This window comes from Pseudoalteromonas sp. NZS71_1, from assembly GCF_015864305.1.
Taxonomy (GTDB): Bacteria; Pseudomonadota; Gammaproteobacteria; order Enterobacterales; family Alteromonadaceae; genus Pseudoalteromonas; species Pseudoalteromonas arctica.
Map to the genome: position 1 here is coordinate 15,726 of NZ_JADYXM010000021.1, position 22,473 is coordinate 38,198.

Annotated in this window: 17 protein-coding genes; 2 read left to right on the forward strand and 15 right to left on the reverse strand. The window is 35.6% G+C overall.

The annotated features are described in order from the left end of the window. Nucleotides 1-472 precede the first annotated feature (472 nt). Nucleotides 473-1,915 carry a capsule assembly Wzi family protein gene (locus I6F43_RS19250; RefSeq protein ID WP_197103625.1) on the forward strand — a complete coding sequence of 481 codons (1,443 nt, stop codon included), beginning with the start codon at nucleotides 473-475 and terminating at the stop codon, nucleotides 1,913-1,915. Nucleotides 1,916-2,118: 203 nt separating this feature from the next. Here the strand turns inward: I6F43_RS19250 and I6F43_RS19255 are convergent, their stop codons facing one another. The 15 genes from I6F43_RS19255 to rfaH form a co-directional block, all read right to left on the reverse strand. After that, on the reverse strand, nucleotides 2,119-3,123 hold the full coding sequence (locus I6F43_RS19255; protein ID WP_197103627.1) for an NAD-dependent epimerase: 1,005 nt from the start codon (nucleotides 3,121-3,123) through the stop codon (nucleotides 2,119-2,121). Between the two features lie 584 nt (nucleotides 3,124-3,707). Further along, the gene (locus I6F43_RS19260; protein ID WP_197103629.1) at nucleotides 3,708-4,874 is read right to left on the reverse strand and encodes a nucleotide sugar dehydrogenase; all 1,167 of its coding nucleotides are present in this window, start codon (nucleotides 4,872-4,874) and stop codon (nucleotides 3,708-3,710) included. A 285-nt stretch (nucleotides 4,875-5,159) separates the two neighbouring features. Further along, nucleotides 5,160-6,242: a UDP-N-acetylglucosamine--undecaprenyl-phosphate N-acetylglucosaminephosphotransferase gene (gene wecA / locus I6F43_RS19265; protein WP_197103631.1), complete on the reverse strand. Its 1,083-nt coding sequence runs from the start codon at nucleotides 6,240-6,242 to the stop codon at nucleotides 5,160-5,162. A 555-nt stretch (nucleotides 6,243-6,797) separates the two neighbouring features. Next, a complete protein-coding gene (locus tag I6F43_RS19270) occupies nucleotides 6,798-7,892 on the reverse strand; it encodes a glycosyltransferase family 4 protein (protein ID WP_197103633.1) in 1,095 nt (364 codons plus the stop codon). Then, nucleotides 7,889-8,803 (reverse strand): glycosyltransferase family 4 protein, encoded by a 915-nt coding sequence (locus tag I6F43_RS19275; protein WP_197103635.1) that lies wholly within the window; start codon nucleotides 8,801-8,803, stop codon nucleotides 7,889-7,891. Before I6F43_RS19275 ends, I6F43_RS19270 begins: the two co-directional genes overlap by 4 nt. Further along, nucleotides 8,793-9,737 carry a polysaccharide deacetylase family protein gene (locus tag I6F43_RS19280; protein WP_197103637.1) on the reverse strand — a complete coding sequence of 315 codons (945 nt, stop codon included), beginning with the start codon at nucleotides 9,735-9,737 and terminating at the stop codon, nucleotides 8,793-8,795. The genes I6F43_RS19275 and I6F43_RS19280 overlap by 11 nt, the downstream gene beginning before the upstream one ends. Further along, on the reverse strand, nucleotides 9,737-10,654 hold the full coding sequence (locus tag I6F43_RS19285; protein ID WP_197103639.1) for a GNAT family N-acetyltransferase: 918 nt from the start codon (nucleotides 10,652-10,654) through the stop codon (nucleotides 9,737-9,739). The genes I6F43_RS19280 and I6F43_RS19285 overlap by 1 nt, the downstream gene beginning before the upstream one ends. Beyond that, nucleotides 10,644-11,873, reverse strand: a complete 1,230-nt coding sequence (locus tag I6F43_RS19290; protein ID WP_197103641.1) for an O-antigen ligase family protein — start codon at nucleotides 11,871-11,873, stop codon at nucleotides 10,644-10,646. The genes I6F43_RS19285 and I6F43_RS19290 overlap by 11 nt, the downstream gene beginning before the upstream one ends. Further along, nucleotides 11,870-12,772 carry a glycosyltransferase family 2 protein gene (locus I6F43_RS19295; RefSeq protein ID WP_197103643.1) on the reverse strand — a complete coding sequence of 301 codons (903 nt, stop codon included), beginning with the start codon at nucleotides 12,770-12,772 and terminating at the stop codon, nucleotides 11,870-11,872. The genes I6F43_RS19290 and I6F43_RS19295 overlap by 4 nt, the downstream gene beginning before the upstream one ends. Next, nucleotides 12,773-13,342 carry an acyltransferase gene (locus I6F43_RS19300; protein ID WP_197103645.1) on the reverse strand — a complete coding sequence of 190 codons (570 nt, stop codon included), beginning with the start codon at nucleotides 13,340-13,342 and terminating at the stop codon, nucleotides 12,773-12,775. Next, nucleotides 13,335-14,609 (reverse strand): oligosaccharide flippase family protein, encoded by a 1,275-nt coding sequence (locus I6F43_RS19305; protein ID WP_197103647.1) that lies wholly within the window; start codon nucleotides 14,607-14,609, stop codon nucleotides 13,335-13,337. The genes I6F43_RS19300 and I6F43_RS19305 overlap by 8 nt, the downstream gene beginning before the upstream one ends. 264 nt (nucleotides 14,610-14,873) lie before the next feature. Continuing rightward, entirely contained in the window at nucleotides 14,874-17,126 is a 2,253-nt protein-coding gene (locus I6F43_RS19310; RefSeq protein WP_197103648.1) for a polysaccharide biosynthesis tyrosine autokinase, read from the reverse strand. A gap of 15 nt (nucleotides 17,127-17,141) precedes the next feature. Beyond that, the gene (locus I6F43_RS19315; RefSeq protein ID WP_007582278.1) at nucleotides 17,142-17,576 is read right to left on the reverse strand and encodes a low molecular weight protein-tyrosine-phosphatase; all 435 of its coding nucleotides are present in this window, start codon (nucleotides 17,574-17,576) and stop codon (nucleotides 17,142-17,144) included. Between the two features lie 12 nt (nucleotides 17,577-17,588). Next, nucleotides 17,589-18,704 carry a polysaccharide export protein gene (locus tag I6F43_RS19320; protein WP_165721186.1) on the reverse strand — a complete coding sequence of 372 codons (1,116 nt, stop codon included), beginning with the start codon at nucleotides 18,702-18,704 and terminating at the stop codon, nucleotides 17,589-17,591. A gap of 1,122 nt (nucleotides 18,705-19,826) precedes the next feature. After that, nucleotides 19,827-20,309, reverse strand: coding sequence for a transcription/translation regulatory transformer protein RfaH (rfaH, locus tag I6F43_RS19325; protein ID WP_197103649.1), 483 nt, complete (start codon nucleotides 20,307-20,309; stop codon nucleotides 19,827-19,829). 414 nt (nucleotides 20,310-20,723) lie between these two features. Here rfaH and I6F43_RS19330 point away from each other — a divergent pair, with 414 nt between their 5' ends. Further along, nucleotides 20,724-22,097, forward strand: coding sequence for an MBL fold metallo-hydrolase RNA specificity domain-containing protein (locus I6F43_RS19330; protein ID WP_197103650.1), 1,374 nt, complete (start codon nucleotides 20,724-20,726; stop codon nucleotides 22,095-22,097). Nucleotides 22,098-22,473 lie beyond the last annotated feature (376 nt).

Genomic DNA, 22,473 nt, shown 5'->3' on the forward strand with positions numbered 1-22,473 from the left:
TAAAACCTTATTGCACAAAGAGAAGCAAAAGAGGAGTAAATGAGAAGAGACTAAAGCCTAGGAATTACGAGCTTTGCTCGCCTACAAGTAAATTTAACCACGGCGTCAAATTTTACCGGTAGGCGTGAAGCTTGCTCACGCGAAAAGCGCAGTTTTTAATATTTATTACTAATAGCTTACCTACTTTTGCCTTCACTAAAGCGTAGCGCCCTCTTGACCTCTTTGTGAATAAATAACTTATAAATCTATTTTTTGTAGGTATAACTTATTAAATGCGTTCCCGCCTGCTTTATAGCAAAACACTACATGCAAAAACGCGCTCGAATTTAACGGATAGTCTATCACCTGCGAATGATAGCTTACTCCTATATATCCCCACTAATATATCGCTTTTTTCTTCCTTACTTAGGCGTTTATTGCTAACCTCGCGTTAACGTTTTTACTTAAACAAATTTTTGCTAACGGAATAATTATGCTCAAAAAAATATCACTGTTTATCGGGATGGCAGTCAGTGCAAATGCTGTTGCTAAAGGTGGCGTATCACCTTATTTACCTTTAAATCAAGCCCCAGAACTTGAGCACCAAGTACAACGACTTTTAGCCGTAAGTAAAAACACACATATTATGAGCAAGCCTTATAAAGCGCACGATATTTATAGAGTACTGCAAACAGTAAGGCATACTTACCCAGAACTATATCAAACACTTTCGTACCAACTTAGCCCTTATATTCAAAGCGATGCGGGTACATTTGCAAAAGTAACGCTTGCAGCTGGCACAAAAGATAAAACACTGCCTAACCAACGCGGCCAAACTACTAAAACCAACTTAATTGTTGAAGGTGGTGCTTACGCTAACTTCGGGCGTTACTTTGGTGTAAGTGTTGCAGGCATTGCCAACGAAGATGAAATATTACCTACACAAAGCTTTTTTTACCTTGGTAATAAATATGCGCAACTAGATGTAGGTTATCGTGAGCATTGGTACTCACCATTTAACGACAGTGCCATGCTATTAAGCACACACGCTAAAACAACGCCTTCTATAACGCTTAGTAATGTAGAGCCAATAACCAGCCTTAATATTCGTTACGATATGTTTATTAGTAAAATGACAGAGCAAAGCGGAATTTTAAAAGAGGGCAAGCAAACAGGTGTGGCAAGAGTTTATGAACCAGGTAAGCCATATTTATTTGGCTTACATACTAGTTTTGCAGCAACCGATAATTTAACAATAGGCTTAAGCCGCTTAATGCAGTTTGGTGGCGGTCCGCGAAGCGTTACAATTAAAGATTTTACAGAAGGCTTTTTTAGCCCTGGCAGTAAAGATAACGTAGGAAGAGAAGATGCTGATGAGCTTGGAGAAAACTTTGAGCTTGGGGATCAACTTGGCTCAATTACTTTTGCCTATAACAATAGTATTTATGCGCTACCGTTCGAGTTTTATGGTGAAGTTGCACTTGAAGATACATTAGGTGGCTCTCGCAATAATGCATATAGCTTTGGCCTTTACTTACCGTTTATTGCTAACAACCACAGCTTACGGTTTGAACACAGTAATTGGCAAAAGCTTTGGTACGCCAATGGTATATACCTAGATGGCAATCGTAATTCAGGGAATGTAATTGGCCACTGGGCGGGTGATGAACACGACTACACAGACTACACCCCTGCTAAATCGATGAGCGTAAACTGGCATTGGCAATTAAGTAAAATAGAAAGCTTAAATACCACCATTCGCATGCTTGAAAATAAAAACGAAGGGTATAAAACAAGTTACGAGCTGCAAACAGCGTACACACGTAAGTTGAGTAAACCAATAATGGGAGCCAAAAGTTGGGGAGCTGAGCTGTATCAAGGAAAGGATGTGTACGGGGAAACATTTGCTAGGTTAGGTGTATTTGCTAATTTTTAATACCCTGTAGGTGCGAATTTATTTCGCGCTAATGTAATTTAACTTTACCAAAAGCGAGGTATAAAACCTCACCTACAATATATGCCACCCTGTAGGTGCGAATTTACTTCGCGCTCATCTAACTTAACTTTATTAAAAGCCAATAAAAAAACACTGTCTTAAATTTAAAACAGTGTTTTAAAATGACTTACAAGTTGTAACTTTTATTTATAAAAGTCTTTATACCACTTAATAAGCTCACTAACACCTTGCTTAACAGCAACCTGCGCTTTATAGCCTGTTGCATTAAATAAGTCTGTAGTATCAGCATAAGTTTTATAAACATCGCCGGCTTGCATTTCACGGAAGTTCTTTTTAGCTTCAGTACCTAATTCAGCTTCAATGGCTTCAATAAACTTCATTAGGTTTATTGGGCTTCCGTGACCAATATTATAAACCGCATAAGGAGCAGAGCTAGAAGCTGGCGAACCAGTTTCAACTCTCCAGTCAGGGTTTGCAACGGGTATAACATCAGCAGCACGAACAACGCCCTCTACTATGTCATCAATGTAAGTAAAGTCACGCCACATATCGCCGCTGTTGTTTATATCAATAGTGTCGCCGGCAAGTATTTTTTTTGTAAAAATATACGGCGCCATATCTGGGCGACCCCATGGGCCATAAACGGTAAAAAAGCGTAAACCTGTTGTAGGTAAGCTATATAAATGAGAATAGCTGTGAGCCATTAGCTCATTCGCTTTTTTAGTAGCAGCATAAAACGACACTGGGTGATCAACACTGTCGGTTGTTTCAAACGGTGTTTTTTCGTTTAAGCCATATACAGAACTAGATGAAGCATAAACCAAGTGTTTAACTTTATTATTACGACACCCTTCAAGCACGTTTAAGTGCCCCACTAAATTAGAGTCTGCATAAGCATCAGGGTTTTCTATTGAATACCTAACACCGGCTTGCGCTGCCAAATGTATTACTTTATCAAACAGCTGTGTTTTAAATAACTCACTCATTGCTGGGCGTTCACTTATATCAAGCTTAATAAATGTAAACGCTTCATGGCTTTCAAACTGCGCTAAACGAGCTAGTTTTAAATTTACATCGTAATAGTCGTTAAGGTTATCAATACCAACTACAACATGGCCAGCCGCTAACAATTTTTGGCATGTTGCCGCACCAATAAAACCAGCTGCACCCGTTACTAAATATTTCATAATTTCCTAATCTTTAAGCTGATAAAGTTGAAAGTTGAAAGTTGAAAGTTGAAAGTTGAAAGTTGAAAGTTGAAAGTTGAAAGTTGAAAGTTGAAAGTTGAAGACTAAAAGCCTAATCCCAAGTTTCAATAGTTTTCATTAAAGCAGATATCATTTTTGATAACTGCCTAGACTCTTCTATCCAAGCCCGTACTTTTACCTCAATGCCTTTAACTTTTAAAGCTATGCTTATTTGCTAACGCGCCAGCAAGCAAGGCGCCTACAACAATAACATCGTAATTATACGGCTGAGTCGTAGGCGTAAAGTTTGCGCACGCACGAAAAAAGCCTAAACGCGCCAGCAAGCAAGGCGTCTACAACAATAACATCGCAATTATACGGCTGAGTCGTAGGTGTGAAGTTTGCGCACGCACGAAAAAAGCCTAAACGCGCCAGCAAGCAAGGCGCCTACAACAATAACATCGCAATTATACGGCTGAGTCGTAGGCGTGAAGCTTGCTCACGCACAAAAAACACTAATTTCAACTATAAGTCTTTAACCTTTGTTTATTAATCGCTACCAAATAAATCGCGAGTATAANTTATTAATCGCTACCAAATAAATCGCGAGTATAAACTTTGTCAGCAATATCACTCAACTCTTCAACCATACGGTTAGACACAACAACGTCAGATATTTGCTTAAACTCATTTAAGTCTTTAATTACACGTGAGTGATAAAACTCATTTTCTTCAAGCACAGGTTCGTAAACTACTACCTCAATACCTTTAGCTTTAATACGCTTCATAATGCCTTGGATGGCAGAGGCTCTAAAGTTATCAGACCCAGTTTTCATTACTAAACGATACACGCCAACCACTTTAGGGCTGCGTTTAATTATTGAGTCTGCAATAAAATCTTTACGTGTAGTATTAGCATCAACAATTGCACCAATAATGTTATTAGGTACGTTTGCATAATTTGCACGCAGTTGCTTAGTGTCTTTTGGTAAGCAGTAGCCGCCATACCCAAACGACGGGTTATTGTAATGGCTACCTATGCGAGGGTCTAAACTAACGCCCTGTATAATTTGCTTACTATTTAAGCCATGTGCTTCAGCGTAGCTATCAAGCTCATTAAAATAAGCAACGCGCATTGCTAAGTAAGTATTTGAGAACAACTTAATAGCTTCGGCTTCAGTTGAGTCAGTAAAAAGAATTTCAATATCTTCTTTTATAGCACCTTGCTTAAGTAAGTTTGCAAACACAGTTGCACGCTCACTTTGTTCGCCAACTACAATACGTGATGGGTATAGGTTATCGTATAGCGCTTTACCTTCACGTAAAAACTCTGGCGAAAATATTAAGTTATTAATACCAAGCTTTTCTTTAATACTTTGCGTAAAGCCAACGGGTATAGTCGATTTAATAACCATAACAGCGCTTGGGTTATGTGCTATGGCATCTTTAATTACAGCCTCTACAGAGTTTGTATTAAAGTAATTATTTTCTACATCGTAATCAGTGGGTGTAGCAATAATTACAAAATCAGCATTTTTATAGGCTGCTACTTTATCGGTAGTTGCTGTGAAATTTAAATCACTACGTGTTAAAAACTCACTAATTTCGGTATCAACAATTGGAGACTTTTTATTATTTAAAAGTGCTATTTTGTGTTCGTCTATATCTAATGCAACCACTTCATTGTGTTGTGCTAGCAACATAGCGTTAGAAAGGCCCACATAGCCTGTACCTACTACGGCAATTTTCATATTAATCCTTTAAGATTAGTTAATAAGTAATAAAATGATTCTACCAGAGTTATAAATTAGGCTCTAGCTAAAAGGCTCTAGCTAAAATGTAACATCGAATGATATTACTAAAGGTTTTTGCAGAATAATAAAAATGAGAAAGAGATGAAAATATTGAAATATACACCAATCAATATTCTCTAATTTACTGCGCGGTTATGTAATTTAACATTATAAAAAGCGAGGTGTACAACCTCGCCTACAATATATTCACCCAGTCCGAATTTACTTCGCGCCAAAATAGTGTTACTTACTCACAGAATATTGTTTTTCTGGTAGGTCTAATTTACGTCTAAAAAAGTTTATAATTTTACAGTAGTTAATTAGTACAAGTAGGTAAGCTGCAAATAAAACTATAAAACTATAAAACATTAAAAACTCTGGTATTACAAAAACCTCACCAATTATGCCTACACCTGCGAATACAGATGCTATTGAGCATATTAAAATAAGTGTTTGTGTAGGCGAGCAACCTAAACGTTGGCAAATATGGTGTAAATGTTCACGGTCGGGCTTAAACGGAGATTTACCTTGTTTAACACGGCGTATCATAATTGCAGCCATATCCATTAATGGTAATGCAATTAGCCACAATGCAGTTACTGGGCGTATCATAGGGTTCCCTGGAGTTTGGCTCGCGCCAATTAATAGCCAAATGACAGTAAAGCCAATCATCATACTACCTGCATCGCCCATAAACACTTTGCGCTCACGGCCTATAAGGCCAAGGTTCATAACAATGTAAGGGATCATACATACAACCAATAATAAGCATAAATAACTTAAGCTTTGCTCATTAGCAATATTCAGTAAAATACCAATTGCACCAAATGTAACTACCGACAACCCACCTAAAAGGCCATCTATGCCATCAACCATATTAAAGGCATTAATACAGCCAATAACAGCTAATATAGTAATAAAGCCACCAACGTAACCAAAGCCCAAGCTAATGTCACCGAACCCTAATATATCTCCAAGTGTAACCAACTCTGCTTGAGCAAAGTAAATCATTGCTATAGATATAATCGCTTGGATAAGCATCCGTATTTTTACACTTAAGTCATATTTGTCGTCCAGAGCACCAACAATGGTCAAGCCAACAATACAACACATATATAAGTTCGCGTGGTTAATCATATCAGGGTGCGAATAAATATATTGCACAATAGTAATACATATAGCGACTCCTCCAACTAGAGGTATATTACCTGTATGCACTTTACGCCCAGAAGGTTTATCAACTAAACCAATTTTACGCGCTACTTTTCGCATTAAGAATAATACTGCGAACGCAATAAAAAAAGTAAGTATTAGGTCTATAAACATGGTTCATCCCAAAGTAGTGTAACTAATCGAATTTATGTGTGTAATTTAATCGTTATGTATTTTGTTTGAAGGTACATAACGATTTATGCAGGATGAAAAGCATAATATTTCTTATCCCTCTTTTCACATGGTTCCTTGACAATTACCAAAAAATAATTATCGAGACTGAATTACGGTTATAATATTTAAGTATAATTTATTTTTACTGCTCAATGACTTGGCAGATATAGCTTTTGACTATATAAAAAAGTAAGCAGCGATAGCTGCAGAAGGCATCTCTTAATAATACCAGTTATGAGCTGCTTCATTGAATTCTAATATCCTTGTTTCCTTTAAAGCATGAACGTGTCAACGAAACTTAGCTATTGGTAAGTTTTCATCACAAGAAATATTTGGAATTCGATCCAATAGGTTTCCACGTATTCAATTTTTTATATCAATTAGTATGGCTATAAGGCGATTAAATAAAAACTCTACACAGAACCCCTTAAGCACCATACTTACCTAATTGATAAAAAATTATTAGTAAGCGGAGGAGCAGCGACTGAGTTTGAATTATTTGCAATACGAAATATAGTGATTAATGACATTCTTTGAATCTAAATTATCTTCTGCAAATTTTCTTGAGCTTCTACATAATTCTGCATATTCATGAGAACTTAATTCTGATGCTTTTCTAATAGCATGGAGTAAGCTTAATTCACATTTAGGCTCAAATAAAAAACCAGTTTGATTTGTGACTAAATCAACACAACCAGGAACGTTAGAAGCGACTATAGGAGTCGACATTGCAAGGGATTCCATTAATACACGGGGTAATCCTTCTCTATAAGAAGGAAGAATAACAAAGCTAGCATCAACTATATACTTTTTGACGTCACTTTTATAACCGAGATAATTGATATTATCGATATTTTTGACCTTTTCTAAAAATAGCCTTTTATCAATCGATGTTGGATTACCACTATCAAAGTCACCTATTATATTTAACGAAATGCCTTCATCTTCAAATCTAGAAAAAACATTTAACAGCTCATTAATACCTTTGTCAGTAAGAATTCGCCCTATATATAGAAATGAATTGTTCTGTCTACTTTGTACTGATTTATAAGTGAATGAGCTTAAATCAACACCGGTACCAGGTATTTTTTTTACTTTTGTAGGTAAGTCTGAAAATATACAGCTCATTTTTTCATAATCATCTTCGTTCATAACTAAATTATGCAAAGCATGAGAGCCACCTAGTCGATATAGATAAACTGTAATTTTTTTAAGTAAACCGCCTGCTATAAATGAACTACCCAACCCAGATATTGTATTTACATACGGAATTTTCAATTTTTTACATACAAAGCCAGACCAGATATTAGGTTTAATTGTAAAATTAAAAACAATCGCAGGATTGATTTCTTTATAAATAATAAGTAGTTTTTTTACAAGAATAAGATCTGAAATTGGATTTAAACTACGTCGAGATAAAGGTATTGAATGACAACTTACTCCTAAAGAACTCAACTTTTCAAAATACTCCTCATCAGGGGAGAGAATGATAACTTCGATACCTTCATTAATAAAAAAGGTAATTAATTCATTATAAAAATTATATAAGTACCATGAAGTATTTGAAACAAATATGACTTTCAATTTCATTTGAATTTCTCTTTAAAACCGTTTAACACAGAGGTAATAACTTGTGATTGCTCAATTATATTTACCCACAGATACTTAGACATATCTGGAAAAGCATGATTCTCATTAATGAAACTTTCAAACTCCTTACTGCTAAGGAAGGAATCAATATATTTTATAGGGTAATTATTTTTTTCTGAAAACTCTTCAACCCAACTATATTTAGTCGAAATAACAGGGATATGGCATGCTAAATATTCGATTAATTTAGTGGACGTTTGTAAATTAAAAGGGTAAATATCAGGAATATAATTAATTGCACACTTAGCTCTACATAAAGCTTTTGGTACATCTTTATAATCAACTCGCCCTAGATAATTAATATTTTCGCCAACAAAATTAATCTTTATTTCTTCGGGAACATCACCTATAACTAGTAAAGTAAAATCCTTTAAAATTCCACGTTCAAAAAGCTCAAACATTTTTCTTATATTTCTGTTTCGCCCCATAGAGCCGCAATAAACAAAATCAAACTCCTTCTTAACCTTGTAAGGGTAAAAAGAAGTGGATATTCCCATATCGCGTAATGAATAATCTGTTTTTTTTCTATAAAATACATTTTTGATATATCGATTGAGAAAAATTTGATAATCAGGTTTTGTTGATAATAAAATCTTTATCCAATTTTTTAAAAACGCAAATCTACCCGTAGATAAAGATAGATACTCATGAATCAAGTAACAGTTTTTATCTTTTCCCCTATTAATACCCATGATCACCCATTTAATATAGGGCTCTTTAAGTTCTGAGAAGTTAAAATCACTGTTTACAACTTGATAAGCGATACATAAACTGTTTAAGTAATCAGTATAAGCTATGATCTCCGGCAGATAACTTTTATTATCAGTGACAAAATAAATTTTAACTCTCATTTAACTCACGCCCAACTTCTGCCATGGTTGCATTTTCATACCCATATAGAGACTTTAACACTTCGTAATGCTTTAATATTTCGTTTAGCATATATAGTGAGCTTTGTTTATTCGTAGTAAAGTTGTGAGGATGCCACCATAAATGATAATTCTTCATTTTTTTGGCAGATTGAGTCATCTCAGCTTTAACTCTGCTTAAATGGATTAAATTTAAACTGTGGCTTGATTTTATTCTTAAATATCTAGAGGCAGGAATATTTACCATACCAACTGAATCAAGCTTAGCGATTGAAAATGAAGGGCCCATTAAAGGTACGTACGAGTCGAGTACTCGTATTATTTTAGTAAATATGTTCACCTCTTCAGATACTGCATCACTAATAGTTGAATTAGTACCACGATATTGGGAAAACCCGAGGTTAGGTAATTTATTTATAATCTCATGAGTAATTTGGTTACGAGGAAAAACTATTGACTGTTTAGAGTTTCTAGTAATATCTTTTATCTTATTATTGGAAAGTTTCAAGTCTTCCAATATTATTGATTCATCAATTTCTACATCATTAAGATAAATATGAGTATGACTATGACTAGCAACTTCCTGGTTATTATTCAATAATTTTTCAATAGCAGTTGTGTAGGTTTTTTCATTAATATTTTCATTTTTTAACAGTGAAATGAAATTAGATGTCTGAAACTCAGGCTCTCGGTGCTTGATAACACTTTCTAAGTTGTATTTTTTTTCATTATCTTTAATCATTCCTGTAACAACAGCCCAAGTTGCTGAAATTGAATACATGTCGAACAATTCTAAAATTGAATTAACAATATTATCTATTTGTACAAATTTTTCAAAATCGGACTCATCTTTAATTATATCATTGAACCCCCATGACTTTTCAAAGTCTAATGAAATTATAAATTTACCACTCATCAGAATATTTCCACTTCGGTTAATGTTAAATTAAAGTCATATGAAGACTTTGTAAGGAACTTCATATGTTTCAGAGGAAGTCTGAAAAACTTTTTTTGTAAATCAGTTGCTATATCTTTGAAGCCTATAACAGCATAACTACACTTTTCATAGTTTAATAATGCTTGTATCTGGCTATGAAAAGAAAAATAACCTATGCTTTCTTTTTTACTCATAGAAAGCTCACAAACAGTAAGTTCTCTAAAAGTATTTCTAACTTTTATATGGTAAACACAGTAACACTCATCGCTCAACCAAAATATTCTATAGTTTATATGTGGTATATCTAGAAAACGCCACTTAAGAAAATCATATGATTTACGAGTGGTTAGTTTATTATCACTAAGGTGCTCTTTCTTCATTCCAACCAATAACTCGATTGATTTTTCATCAAAATCAAAAATATTATTACAGCGTTTATAACAAGGAACTACTCTAGGTATTACCCCAAACTTAATATCTCCAGTATGATTCCAACCCATTTTCAGATAACCGGGTAAACTATTTGCATTTGGGGTATTGTATATAATTGAATCACCAGCAATATTTAATGCCACACGTGTTAATTCAGAAAAAACCCCCTTACCTCTTGCTGCTGGAGTTGTTGCTGTATCAACGGGCTGGTATGCACAAAGACTCTTTTCGTTGTTAATAAACTGCCATTTTAAAAAAGTACGTAAGCCTAAAATATTTCCATCTTCATCATAGGCAAGAAGTGAGATTGAAGTACCAAAAGGGTTATCTCTATGCTTCCACAACAAAAATTGCGGGTCAAACATAGGATTTTTATATGTGTTAAATGATGTATTTAGCAAAGTAGAAATATTATTAACTACTGCAGAATCATTCCAATCTATTTCTTTTATTTCAAACTTCATTATCCAAAACCTCTTTAGATGCACCTACAGAACTTCTAACATTTAAGAACTTATCTGAGATGCCTATTGAAACAAATAGTAAGTAATATGGGATTGATCGAGCGAATATCATTAAACTGACCGCGAGTAAGAAAAGAGAAAAAATAAATAAAAATTCACCTTTAAAAATATTTTCAGTTGATGTTGATAAATAAACTATAAATTTAAAAGATAAATAAAAAATTGATGTAGCTATTAATAGAAATGGTGTCAACCCAAATTGTCGCCAATATGCCAGTAAATTATGAATATAACCACCTAACCTTCCGGAAGACTCTATTTGCCCGCCTAAGTTACCAAAAAACCAATATTGCTTTATATCGGATAAGCCGTAGTCAAACAACAACCCTCTTGAATTCATAGAATAATCTACTTGGCTACTAAATATAGCTGCCATTCGATTATTCAATGATAATAGTTCAAGTAAAGAGTTACTAAAAGAGAGTAGAAAGGCAATAAAAATAAATAGACCAATAATTAAATACAATGGCCTACGAAAGAAGGAAAGTATGAAAATAGTGAATAAAAAAGCGGATACAAAGACAAAAAAAGAAGCTCTAGAATTATTTAAGTATAAGATTACCGCAAAGAAAATAAAACACATTATACTTTTATTACTCAAACCTCTTTTAAAACACAAAAATAATGCGCTTAGACACATCGCATCTCCCACAAGTAGGTATATACCTATCAATGATTGATCTTTAAGAAGTGAATAATCTAATCTAAACCCTTTAATATGAAATAAAATAAAAATAGCAGGTAGAAAGAAGCATATATACAATTTGGTTTTAAATAATCTTTTTATACTCAGTGAATAACCTAACGACAAGCATCCAATTGAACTGATTAACATAGGTGCAAAATAGTTCAATACTGACTTATAAGTACCGTTCTCCAATTCACCAGAAATGTTATGACCTGCAAATAATAGAGCAACACAACAAATAAAAAGCGCACTTGTAACAGAGATTGATACAAATGATAGTTCTAGTGATTTGAAATTAATCACCCTAAATAAAACAGCAACTATACTTAGGGCAGCATTAACGAGGAAAAGACCATTTATAGCCGCATAATCAAATGAGTTTAATAATACTAAAAATGGATATATTCCAACAAACCAGACGAGGTAAAAAAGACTATACTCTTCTTCTATCTTTAAAGTAGAAATTTTCATTTTTTAAAGATCATTAAGAAAACTTTTTGTAATATTAGGCTTGTTGATAAGTATAATATTTTAGGAATATGTTTGAAATTTTGAGCCATTAAAAATTTTAACCAAGATAAAAATTCTTTGTTTTTTAGAGAAATAAGTAGCATATTCCGTGCTATATAATAATTCTTACTTTCTTCGGTTAAATAAGCTGAATAGTCACATAGCCACCTTTTACAAAACTCCAGATTAGCCCCTTTTTTTACAGCATCTATATTTTCATCTAATATAACCCAATTTGTAAAACTCTTGTCGTCTAATTTAAATTCAGCACCATGACTTTCTAATTTCAAACAAAAGTCATAGTCCTGATGTCGATTTAATTTTTCATTAAATAAAATGTCCTTAAAAGCGCTTTTTCGATATATAAGGGATGAAGTTTGGGTAATACCTTTATCAATAAACCAGTAATCAGACAAGGCTCTGCTATTTCCTTTTTCATGCCTAGGAATAACTTCGGCGAGACCACTCTGAATTTGATAATGAGTTCCTCTTCTCAGTCTAGTGTAGATAACAGTATGCTTATTATATTGTTTTTCAAGCAAGTCAAGTCCGGTTTGAAGTTTAGTTTCATCCCAATAGTCATCCGCATCTAATAAGCAAATAATATCATACCTTGCTTTTTTAATTCCTAAATTCCTGCTTACAGCCGCATTTACTTTCTTAATATTCCTAATAAGTTTTATATCGTAACTTAACTTATAAAGGCTCACAATTTTTTCTAGGTTGTCTATATCTTTAGAGTTATCATCAACTATAATAACTTCAACCTTACTAACCCCAACAGTTTGTCCAGCGATTGAGTCTAACGCGTTTTTTATATAACCAGATGAATTATAACTAGGTATTATAATTGAAAACATTTATTTACCTCTAAATCGGATTAATTTCGCAGGCACGCCAGCTATAATAGCATTTTCATCAACTATATTTTTATTGACGACGCTACCCGCCCCCACAACTGAACCGGATGCAATATTAGCCATCACTATCGCGTTAGTTCCAATCCATATATTATTTTTCAGATATACTCTATCAAGTATTTTAGATTGAGTTTCGTAAAATGTTTTATCTAATATATCAACATCATGATGGTTTTTACCACTCATTATTGAAACCTTAGCCGCAATAATAACATCATCTCCAATGCTGCAATTACTTATCACACAATCCTCTTCTATAGTGCAATTGTTACCTATCGATACGGTTGAGTAACATATATATGCGCCATGAAATACCTTTAAATTATCACCACACTCTTCTAGGGTTTTTCGATAAAACTGACTGCGAAGTTTTACCCCATAGTATCCCCCCCATTTAGAAAGCATTATTGTTACTGTTTTATATTTAAAACCACAACATAAGAGAGTTAAATAAAATTGAACATGTAGCAATGAAATAAGCTCGTTAATTATTTTTATTAGTTTAACCATGACTTAACCTTTTTATTAGTTTAAATACTTCATCAAGCTTCAATATATTTAAAGACTTACACTGTTCAAAAAATACACTCCTAGTTTTTTTACTTAAATAATTACCCAGAAAACCAGAGTATATTTGCGAAAAAACAGTTGAAATTGCAGCACCGTAGACACCGTACAAAGGGATAAGTATTAAGTTCAAAATTATGTTTATAATCATACCAATAACGACTCTTCTCATTCTATAACTTTCAAGTTTTAAGGAAATTAATTTTTTAGACGATATATAACCGAACCCTGAAAATAAAGTTCCTAGTAATGTAATAGAAAGTAGACTAGAAGATTCTATATAATGATTCCCCCAAAGGAAGGTGATTACAGTTTCAGATAAAAAATATGAAAAAAAGAGTAAAACAATGCTCAACAAAAGTGACAGTTTATATATTGCAACTATTAATTCCGAATTAATTTTCCCTCCCCTAAACCAGGCCGGATAGGTTCCATTAATTAGAATTTGCAGAATTAGATTCACCGCCATAACTATTTGAGCTTGTATTGCATATATTCCAACTGATTCATACCCAACCATAAAACCAAGCATTATCTGATCTATTTTATAATATAAGATTATAGCAAGAGAAGAAATTAGTAGAGGAAATGTTCTTTTTAATACCATAAAAATAAATTTTATATCTAAACTAGCTTTCAGCTTAACTCCTCTCTTTGTAAATAATAGTAGCGTAGCTATAAAAGCGGTTTCCGCAACATATATAAAAATAAAGTCGATAATAGAAGCATTATAATATAGTAAGCCCAACCTTGCTGTGACAAAAACCACACTTGAGATAATATTAATTTTAGCATTTACCTTTGAATTTAGACTTGCATTATTATCCAACTGAAAAATCATAAATGAAGAAAAAGGTAACTGTAGAGCTAAAACAAGTAAAAGATATATGTTCTCAATATCAATAAATAAATAAAATAAAAACATAGCTATTAATATTACGAACGATAGACATAACCGAGCGCTTATACAATTACTTATAAGTTTACTTTTAAATTTCTCACTTTTTCCTGTAATAAATTTTTGATAACAAAACTCATCAAAACCCAACATTACAACTGGTAGCATAATCATAATTATTGAAGTTAAAAAGCTATACTGCCCAAAGTCTTCCACTGTTAAGCTTCTACTTATCAATATACTTGTTAAAAACACTGATAAGATTTTAATCACTTTTTCGGCAGCAAACCAAGATAAATTTTTCAAATACATTTGAAGCTATTATTCCTAAAAAATTACAATATTGAACACCTGTTATCAAAAATATATTTTTCAGATATATTATATAAACTCGCGTAATACATACAATCAACTGAATACTCTCAAGAAAAACAGCAACAAAGCATCTCAAACTTGGAACTATACATTTAGACACTTTCCCCTATACTCAGACAGTCATTTTAAACTCTCTCATGTAGTACCTTGTTTTGTAATTTTATACAAAAGCGGCCAATAGGCCCCAATTTAAACTAAAGGCTATTTATCGCTTTTGTACTCGTAGTTGTAGTATCCGTAATAGCCGTACGCATTACTCGCTTTTTTAACAACACCGTTAAATACCACGCCTTTTACGTCTATACCATTTTGTTCAAAGCGGTTACGGGTTAACTCTATTTCACGGACATGGTTTTGCCCAAAGCGTGTTACAAGTAAAGTAGTGCCCGTATGTGCACTTACAATTGCAGGGTCGGTTACTGCAAGTATTGGAGGGGTATCGATAATTATAATGTCGTAAGCTGCACTTATTTCTTCAACTAATTTACTAAAGTTGCTATGCATTAATAACTCAGATGGATTTGGTGGTATTTGTCCGCGCGTAATAACACTTAAGCCTTCAACCTTGGTTGGTTTAGTAACTTGCTCTAGGTTTAAGCGGCCTGATAGGTAATCACTTAAGCCATCGTCCCACTTTAACCCAAACTGCGTTTGTAAGTAGCCTTTACGCATATCGGCATCAATAATAAGTACTTTTTTACCGCTTTGCGCAAGTACTGATGCTAAGTTAACTGATATAAACGACTTACCTACACTTGGGCTTGGGCCCGATATAGCAATAATGTTGTTTTTAGCTTCCATCATCGCAAAGTGAAGGCTTGTACGTAAACTACGTAGGGCCTCTATTGCTAGGTCAGCTGGGTTATCGAGCGCTAGTATACTTTTAGGCTTATTTGTTTTGTTTTTACGGGCTCGCTCGGCAAAGCCACTTAGTTTATCTTGATAATCTGAGTGCGGTACACTTGCGTATACAGGTAAGCCTAGCGCTTCAATTTCTGCAGGGTCTTCAACGCCTTTATGCATTGCCTTTTGTATAAGTACAATAACCAATGCCAACATGCCACCTAGCAATGTTGCCATTACCACTATTAATGCTTTTTTAGGTTTAACTGGCTTGCTGGTGTTTACCTCAGCGTAGTCAATAATACGTACGTTACCTACTGTGCCTGCGCGAACTATATCAAGCTCTTGTGTTTTACTTAAAAGGAGAGTGTAAATTTGGTTACTTACCTCAACATCGCGTTTTAAGCGTAGTAGCTCTTGTTGAGTTTCTGGCAGGTTACCTACCTCACCTACAAGCTCTTGTTTTTGGCTTTCAACCGCTTCAATTTGCTCAAGTATACCTTGGTATGAAGGGTGATCTTTTTTAAACTTTCGGCCAATATCTAAGCGTTTTAGGTTTAGCTCTTGTAACTTGGTTTCAAGCTTTACAACTTGCTCAAGCACACCTTGTGTTTCTAGCGTTATGTTTATTGACTGGCGTTTTATTTGGTAGTCGTTAAAGCGTTGCTCTGCGTATTCAAGTTGTTTTTTAATTTCAGGTAATTGTACTTCTAAAAACTCAAGTGACTTTTGTGCTTCAGCGCTGTTACGCTCAACATTGCGGCGTACATAAATAGCTGCTACCTTATCAAGCACTTTTTCAGCGTAGCTTGGTTTAATACTTTGTAAGCTTAAGTTAATTATGCCTGAGTCTTTGCCTTTTTCACTTGCGCCAATTTCTGCTTGAAGGTCTAAAATAGTATTAAGGCGATCTTTACGGGTAATTGTAAACTCTGTACCAGGTCGTGCATTTAAAGTACGAATGGTTAAGTTAAACTTGCCACTTGTAAGTTCCTCGCCTACTTTACCCGATAATATTTGCTCACCATCTTCATTAAAAAGTGCAAGACTGTTGTTGGCTTGTGCTACAACTGTGAACTCTTTATTAATTGCAAAGCGTGGTACGTCAAACCTAAATACATTTATTCTCTCACCGCCCCATGCGTAGCTACTAGCACCAAAACTTGGCTCGGCTAAGTCGCCATCTTCCATTGGAGTAAAAGTACGGTAAGCTCGGCTACCTATAAATGGGAATAGTTTAGGCTCTGCTATTATATCAAGCTTTAAAGTGTCTACTGCCTCACCTATTATACTACGCGACTTTAGTAGCTCTATTTCGGTTACTGCGGCCGATGTACTTTCGAACATGCCTGCCATATCGTCAAAACCAGGAACTGATGCGCCGCCGTCTTCAACTTGTATCATGGCTGTTGCTTGATAAACAGGGGTACTTAATACTGCATAAACAACACCTACAAACATAAACAGTGCAGTTACAGCTACTATAAAGTATTTGCGATCGAGCAATGCGCCTAATAGCGCCATTAAATCAATTTCTTGAGTTGGTTGTGTATTATTAGTGCTTTTATTATTAGTGGCGCTGCTAGCGCTGTTATTCGGCTGGGTATTCATTAAATTAGCCATTCCTTATAAATACTTTTGCCAAGCGCTACACGCGCTGTCGATTAATGTGTAAACGTGTTCAAAAGCCTCTTGGCTTTGGCGATACGGATCTGGTATTTCAGCATTATTAATCCACTTGCCGAGTAAAAACGTTTTACCGCGCGCCTCTGGGTAGCGAGCATGTACGTCGTTTAAATGGCGCTCTTCCATTACAAGTATTACGCTGTTTTGCGCAACTAAGCTTGATGTAAGCTGCTGGCCTTGGTGGGCGTCCATATTAACGCCATGTGCGAGCGCTATTTGTTTTGCCTTTGCATCTGCTGGTTTGCCTTCAAGTGCTGTTAACCCAGCAGACGATACTTTAATATTTTTGCCTTCAAGCTTTTGCTTTAAAACATACTCACCTGTTGGGCTGCGGCAAATATTGCCTGCACACACCACTAAAACTGAATCAAACATTTTTAAAAACCCTTAGTTTGATGAAATATCGTCTAGGCTGTCAACCGATGCTACCGACGGTAATAATAAACTTATTACACGGTTCCAACGGGCAAGTGGTGCCGATGTTACATATACAATATCGCGCGGTTGTAGTTCAAACTGCTCAGCTAGTACCATTGCAGCTATATTTTTAGCGTGTAATTGGTATACGTTTGCAATAACACCGGTTTGCTCTAGGTCACTTTTACGCAGTACAAATACGCCATTAGCGTCGGCTGTTGCTTCGTTTAAGCCGCCCGAGTCGCTTAGCGCTTCGGCTAAGTTTAAACCATAACGGTTAAGCGTTACTGAGCCTGCTTTTTTAACATCACCTAATACAAATATTTTTTGTGCATCGTTACGATTTACATGCACTATGTCGCCATGTTGTAACAAGCGGTTTTGCGAAATGTCGCCATGGGCATAAAAGTCATCAAGTTTAATAACTTCTGTTTTGTTGCCACGGGTAAATGTTACTGTGCGCCAATCGGCTGCATCAGTTAAGCCGCCCGCTTGGTTTAGGGCATCAATTAAGGTAAGTGGAATTTCGGTTACTGGGTATACACCTGGCTTGTTTACTTCACCGGTAACGTAGGTTTTTTGGCTTCTAAAGCCAACTACTTTTACGTCTACTTGAGGGTCTTCTATTACTCGGCTTAGGCGTTTTACAAGCTCGTTGCGTACTTGGCTTATTGTTTTACCTGCTGCGGGTATATTTGGTGCGTAGGCGTAAGTAATGGTGCCGTCTCGTTGTACTCTAAAACCGTCAAACTCTGCGGTACGTTGTACCGCTGCCGGTATTGTTAGCTCTGGGTGGTCCCATACGCCTATTGTTAGTACGTCGCCAACACCTAGTTTGTATTCGTAGTTACTTACGTTTAAACCATCGGTGCTTGAAATTGGCTTAGCTGCTATACGCGCTTGATTTTGTTTGTTTATTAGTAGCGAGTCTATTATTTGAATGTTTACTTTTTCGAGATCTTGTTCGAGGTTTTGTGTTTGCTCGCCTGAGTCTATACCTTCAAAGTGGCTGCCTGGTACTATTGTACAGCCGGTCATGCTTAGTATTGCGAGTATTGATGCGAGTGATTTACAGCTTAACGCCATTGTAGAATCCCAAAATTATTTTAATATTGCACTTACTCACCAACCTTGGTGAGCACTTGTATTTTAGCCGACTAATTAAAGCATGTGCACTATTGTGAAGCAATAGTCTTTGCTTTGTAAAAGCTTTGTTACTAAGTTTTTAATTAGCACTGAAATTATATCAGTATTTTCATAAGGTCTTTATGAATAAATTTAATTGATAGCCGTTTTTAGCAAAACACTTAACGCATTCATCACCAATTGCACAAAGAGAAGTGAATCAGGAGCCATTTAGACAAGTGCTTTATGGCTGCTTACTTCTCTAAAGCGCAGCGCCCTCGACATCTTCAGATTAACCACTTAAAGCTTTATTACACAAAGAGAAGCGAATGAGGAGTAAATGAGAAGCCATTTAAAACAAGTACTTTAGGCTGTTTACTTCTCTAAAGCGCAGCGCCCTCGACATCTTCAGATTAACCACTTAAAGCTTTATTGCACAAAGAGAAGCGAATGAGGAGTAAATGAGAAGCCATTTAAACAAGTACTTTATGGCTGTTTACTTCTCTAAAGCGCAGCGCCCTCTTAACCTCTTTGTGAATAAATCACTTAAAGCCGTATTGCACAAAGAGAAGCGAATGAGGAGTAAATGAGAAGCCATTTAAACAAGTGCTTTAGGCTGCTTACTTCTTTAAAGCTCAGTGTGCTCTTAACCTCTTTGTGAATAAATCACTTAAAACCTTATTGCACAAAGAGAAGCGAATGAGGAGTAAATGAGAAACCATTTAAACAAGTACTTTAGGCTGCTTACTTCTCTAAAGCGCAGCGCCCTCTTGACCTCTTTGTGAATAAATCACTTAAAGCCTTATTGCACAAAGAGAAGCAAATGAGGAGTAAATGAGAAGCCATTTAAACAAGTACTTTATGGCTGTTTACTTCTCTAAAGCGCAGCGCCCTCTTAACCTCTTTGTGAATAAGTTCTATTACGATCTTTGCTCGTTACGCCAGCAAGCTGCGCGTCTACGAGTGAACTTAACCACGAAGGTTTAAGTGCTTTGGGCACGCTTCCGCCCTTAGGTTACAGTTCCTATGTACTGATATAAAGCTATTTTACGCGGCATAAAGCCGCTGCTACGTTTTTAGTTATTATTGCTTAATATCTTTATTATCTACACTTACTTCAATTTTTTGATTAAGTAAGTTAATTAGTAAAATACTGCGCAAGTCGCCATCGGGCTCTTTGTATATTGCTTGTATATTACTGAATGAATCGTTATTCACACTTACTACATCACCTGTTTTTGGTATTTGTGATTCAGTAGTGTGTGAACGTTCATTTTTTAGCTGGTCAATTATGTGCTTAGAAACCACCTGATAATTTGATCCATAAGAAACAAAACCGCCTATTCCACGGGTGTTTTTTACAGCAGAAAAATTACCATTTTTTGATTCAAGGCATACAAATAAATAATTAGGGAATAAAGCAGTGTGTTTGACGGTCCGACGACCTTTAACCAACCTTTCGGTAGTTAATTTGGGGTAAAACGCTTCAATCCCTTGATTTTGCAAGTTAGTTTTGGCTCGTTCTTCTTGCTTTGGTTTGCATACGACTAAATACCAACATTCCATAGTAGCCCTTAATACATAACTAAATTGCAAAAAATACAATTCCAAACTAAACAGCGGCGACATTATAGCCAACATAGAGTGCCTATGTAAATACGCTTTAGTGGTTAATAGCCACTCACTTTAATAAATATTGTTATTGAGTTTAAAGGGAGTAAAGGCTTCAACTCCAGTTTAGTACCTATAAAGCCATGTTTAGATTGGGCTAAACAAAAGTTTAGCCGCGAAAATTTATTAAGAAATTTAATTAATATTTTTTAATAAATATACAAGTAAGAGCGCGAAGTAAATTCGCACCTACAGGTGATATGTTGAAGATGAGGTTATTAATTTAGCTCAAGCGTTAGAACCTTGAATAATTATGGCTTTACCTCTACCTTAAAATTCAATGTAACAAATTGATGACAAGGAAGCACAATGCAAATACTTCACCACGGAGCGGTTAACGGCGTTACTGGTTCGTGCCACGAGCTGGTAGTTAATGAGCAAACAAGTGTGCTTATTGATTGCGGATTATTTCAAGGCGAAGACTCTAAAGCCGACCTTTCAATTAAGTTTAATATTACCCATGTTACTGCGCTTATTGTTACCCATTGCCATATTGACCATGTTGGCCGAATTCCTTACTTATTAGCAGCTGGTTTTAAAGGCCCTATTTTTACAAGTATTGCATCGGCTAGTTTATTACCTTTAGTAATAGAAGACGCTTTAAAAGTAGGTGTAACCCGCGACCCTAAAATTATAGCTGCCTGCTTAAGCTTATTAAATAAGCGCATAGTTGCTGTTGATTATAAAACGTGGTTTGAACTACCTTGCAAAGAGCCCGATAAGGCTAAGGCGAGATTTCAGCGTGCTGGGCATATATTAGGTTCTGCCTACGTTGAAATTGATATTACAAATAGTGATAACAACAAACACCGTGTTGTATTTTCGGGAGATTTAGGCGCGCCATACACCCCGCTACTCCCTTCGCCTAAGCCGCCCTATAAAGCTGATACTCTAATTATTGAATCAACCTACGGTGATAAAAATCATCAAGGCCGTAAAGAGCGTACAAAAACGCTAAAAAGCATTATTGAACGCGCCGTAGCCGACAATGGCGTTGTTTTAGTACCTGCTTTTAGTATTGGCCGCACACAAGAGCTGCTATATGAGCTTGAGCAACTCATACATAGCTCATCTAAAAAGTCTAAGTGGCGAGACATTCACGTAATACTCGACTCCCCTATGGCAGCCAATTTTACTGAGCAATACAAAAAGTTTAAGCACCTATGGGATAGCGAAGCCAAACGCAAAGTTGCAAATGGTAGGCACCCGCTCGATTTTAAAAACCTAACTACGGTTGATTCACACAAGGAGCATTTGGCTATTATTAACTATTTAAGTTCGCGGCAAACACCAGCCATAATATTAGCGGCAAGCGGTATGTGCACTGGTGGCCGAATAGTTAATTATCTTAAGCGATTTTTAAATGATAAAACCACCGATATATTGTTTGTAGGTTACCAAGGTAATAAAACGTTAGGTCGCGAAATTCAAAAATATGGCCCACGTAATGGGTATGTTTTTATAAATGATGCTCGTATTACTATAAACGCAAAAGTGCATACAATTAGTGGTTATAGCGCCCATGCCGATCAAAACGGATTAATTAAGTTTGTAACGGGTATGCATAAAAAGCCAAGCCTGATAAAAATTGTGCATGGCGATGATGATGCAAAAAACGCGTTAGCCGCAAAGTACAAAGAGGTTTTAGGTAATGATGTTGAAGTTGAGATAGGTAGATCGTAGGCGTGAAGCTTGTTATCGCAATTTAATAAATTCGTAAAACGGTACTTTAAATGCGCCAGCAAGCAAGACGCCTACATGGTTACATACACCGAGGGTAAAAATCCTCGTAGGCGTGAAGCTTGCTCACGCAAATTAATAAATACGTAAAAGCTGCGCTTTTAGTGCGCCAGCAAGCAAGGCGCCTACATGGTCACCATACACCGAGGGTAAAAACCTACGTAGGCGTGAAGCTTGCTTACGCAATTTTATAAATACGTAAAAGCTGCGCTTTTAGTGCGCCAGCAAGCAAGGCGCCTACATGGTCACCATACACCAAGGATAAAAATCCACGTAGGCGTGAAGCTTGCTCGCGCAATTTAATTTATTCAAATGGAAA

Coding starts and splice junctions, on each gene's coding strand:
- I6F43_RS19250 (WP_197103625.1), top strand. CDS start 473: ATGCTCAAAAAAATATCACTGTTTATCGGGATGGCAGTCAGTGCAAAT.
- I6F43_RS19255 (WP_197103627.1), bottom strand. CDS start 3,123: ATGAAATATTTAGTAACGGGTGCAGCTGGTTTTATTGGTGCGGCAACA.
- I6F43_RS19260 (WP_197103629.1), bottom strand. CDS start 4,874: ATGAAAATTGCCGTAGTAGGTACAGGCTATGTGGGCCTTTCTAACGCT.
- wecA (WP_197103631.1), bottom strand. CDS start 6,242: ATGTTTATAGACCTAATACTTACTTTTTTTATTGCGTTCGCAGTATTA.
- I6F43_RS19270 (WP_197103633.1), bottom strand. CDS start 7,892: ATGAAATTGAAAGTCATATTTGTTTCAAATACTTCATGGTACTTATAT.
- I6F43_RS19275 (WP_197103635.1), bottom strand. CDS start 8,803: ATGAGAGTTAAAATTTATTTTGTCACTGATAATAAAAGTTATCTGCCG.
- I6F43_RS19280 (WP_197103637.1), bottom strand. CDS start 9,737: ATGAGTGGTAAATTTATAATTTCATTAGACTTTGAAAAGTCATGGGGG.
- I6F43_RS19285 (WP_197103639.1), bottom strand. CDS start 10,654: ATGAAGTTTGAAATAAAAGAAATAGATTGGAATGATTCTGCAGTAGTT.
- I6F43_RS19290 (WP_197103641.1), bottom strand. CDS start 11,873: ATGAAAATTTCTACTTTAAAGATAGAAGAAGAGTATAGTCTTTTTTAC.
- I6F43_RS19295 (WP_197103643.1), bottom strand. CDS start 12,772: ATGTTTTCAATTATAATACCTAGTTATAATTCATCTGGTTATATAAAA.
- I6F43_RS19300 (WP_197103645.1), bottom strand. CDS start 13,342: ATGGTTAAACTAATAAAAATAATTAACGAGCTTATTTCATTGCTACAT.
- I6F43_RS19305 (WP_197103647.1), bottom strand. CDS start 14,609: ATGTATTTGAAAAATTTATCTTGGTTTGCTGCCGAAAAAGTGATTAAA.
- I6F43_RS19310 (WP_197103648.1), bottom strand. CDS start 17,126: ATGAATACCCAGCCGAATAACAGCGCTAGCAGCGCCACTAATAATAAA.
- I6F43_RS19315 (WP_007582278.1), bottom strand. CDS start 17,576: ATGTTTGATTCAGTTTTAGTGGTGTGTGCAGGCAATATTTGCCGCAGC.
- I6F43_RS19320 (WP_165721186.1), bottom strand. CDS start 18,704: ATGGCGTTAAGCTGTAAATCACTCGCATCAATACTCGCAATACTAAGC.
- rfaH (WP_197103649.1), bottom strand. CDS start 20,309: ATGGAATGTTGGTATTTAGTCGTATGCAAACCAAAGCAAGAAGAACGA.
- I6F43_RS19330 (WP_197103650.1), top strand. CDS start 20,724: ATGCAAATACTTCACCACGGAGCGGTTAACGGCGTTACTGGTTCGTGC.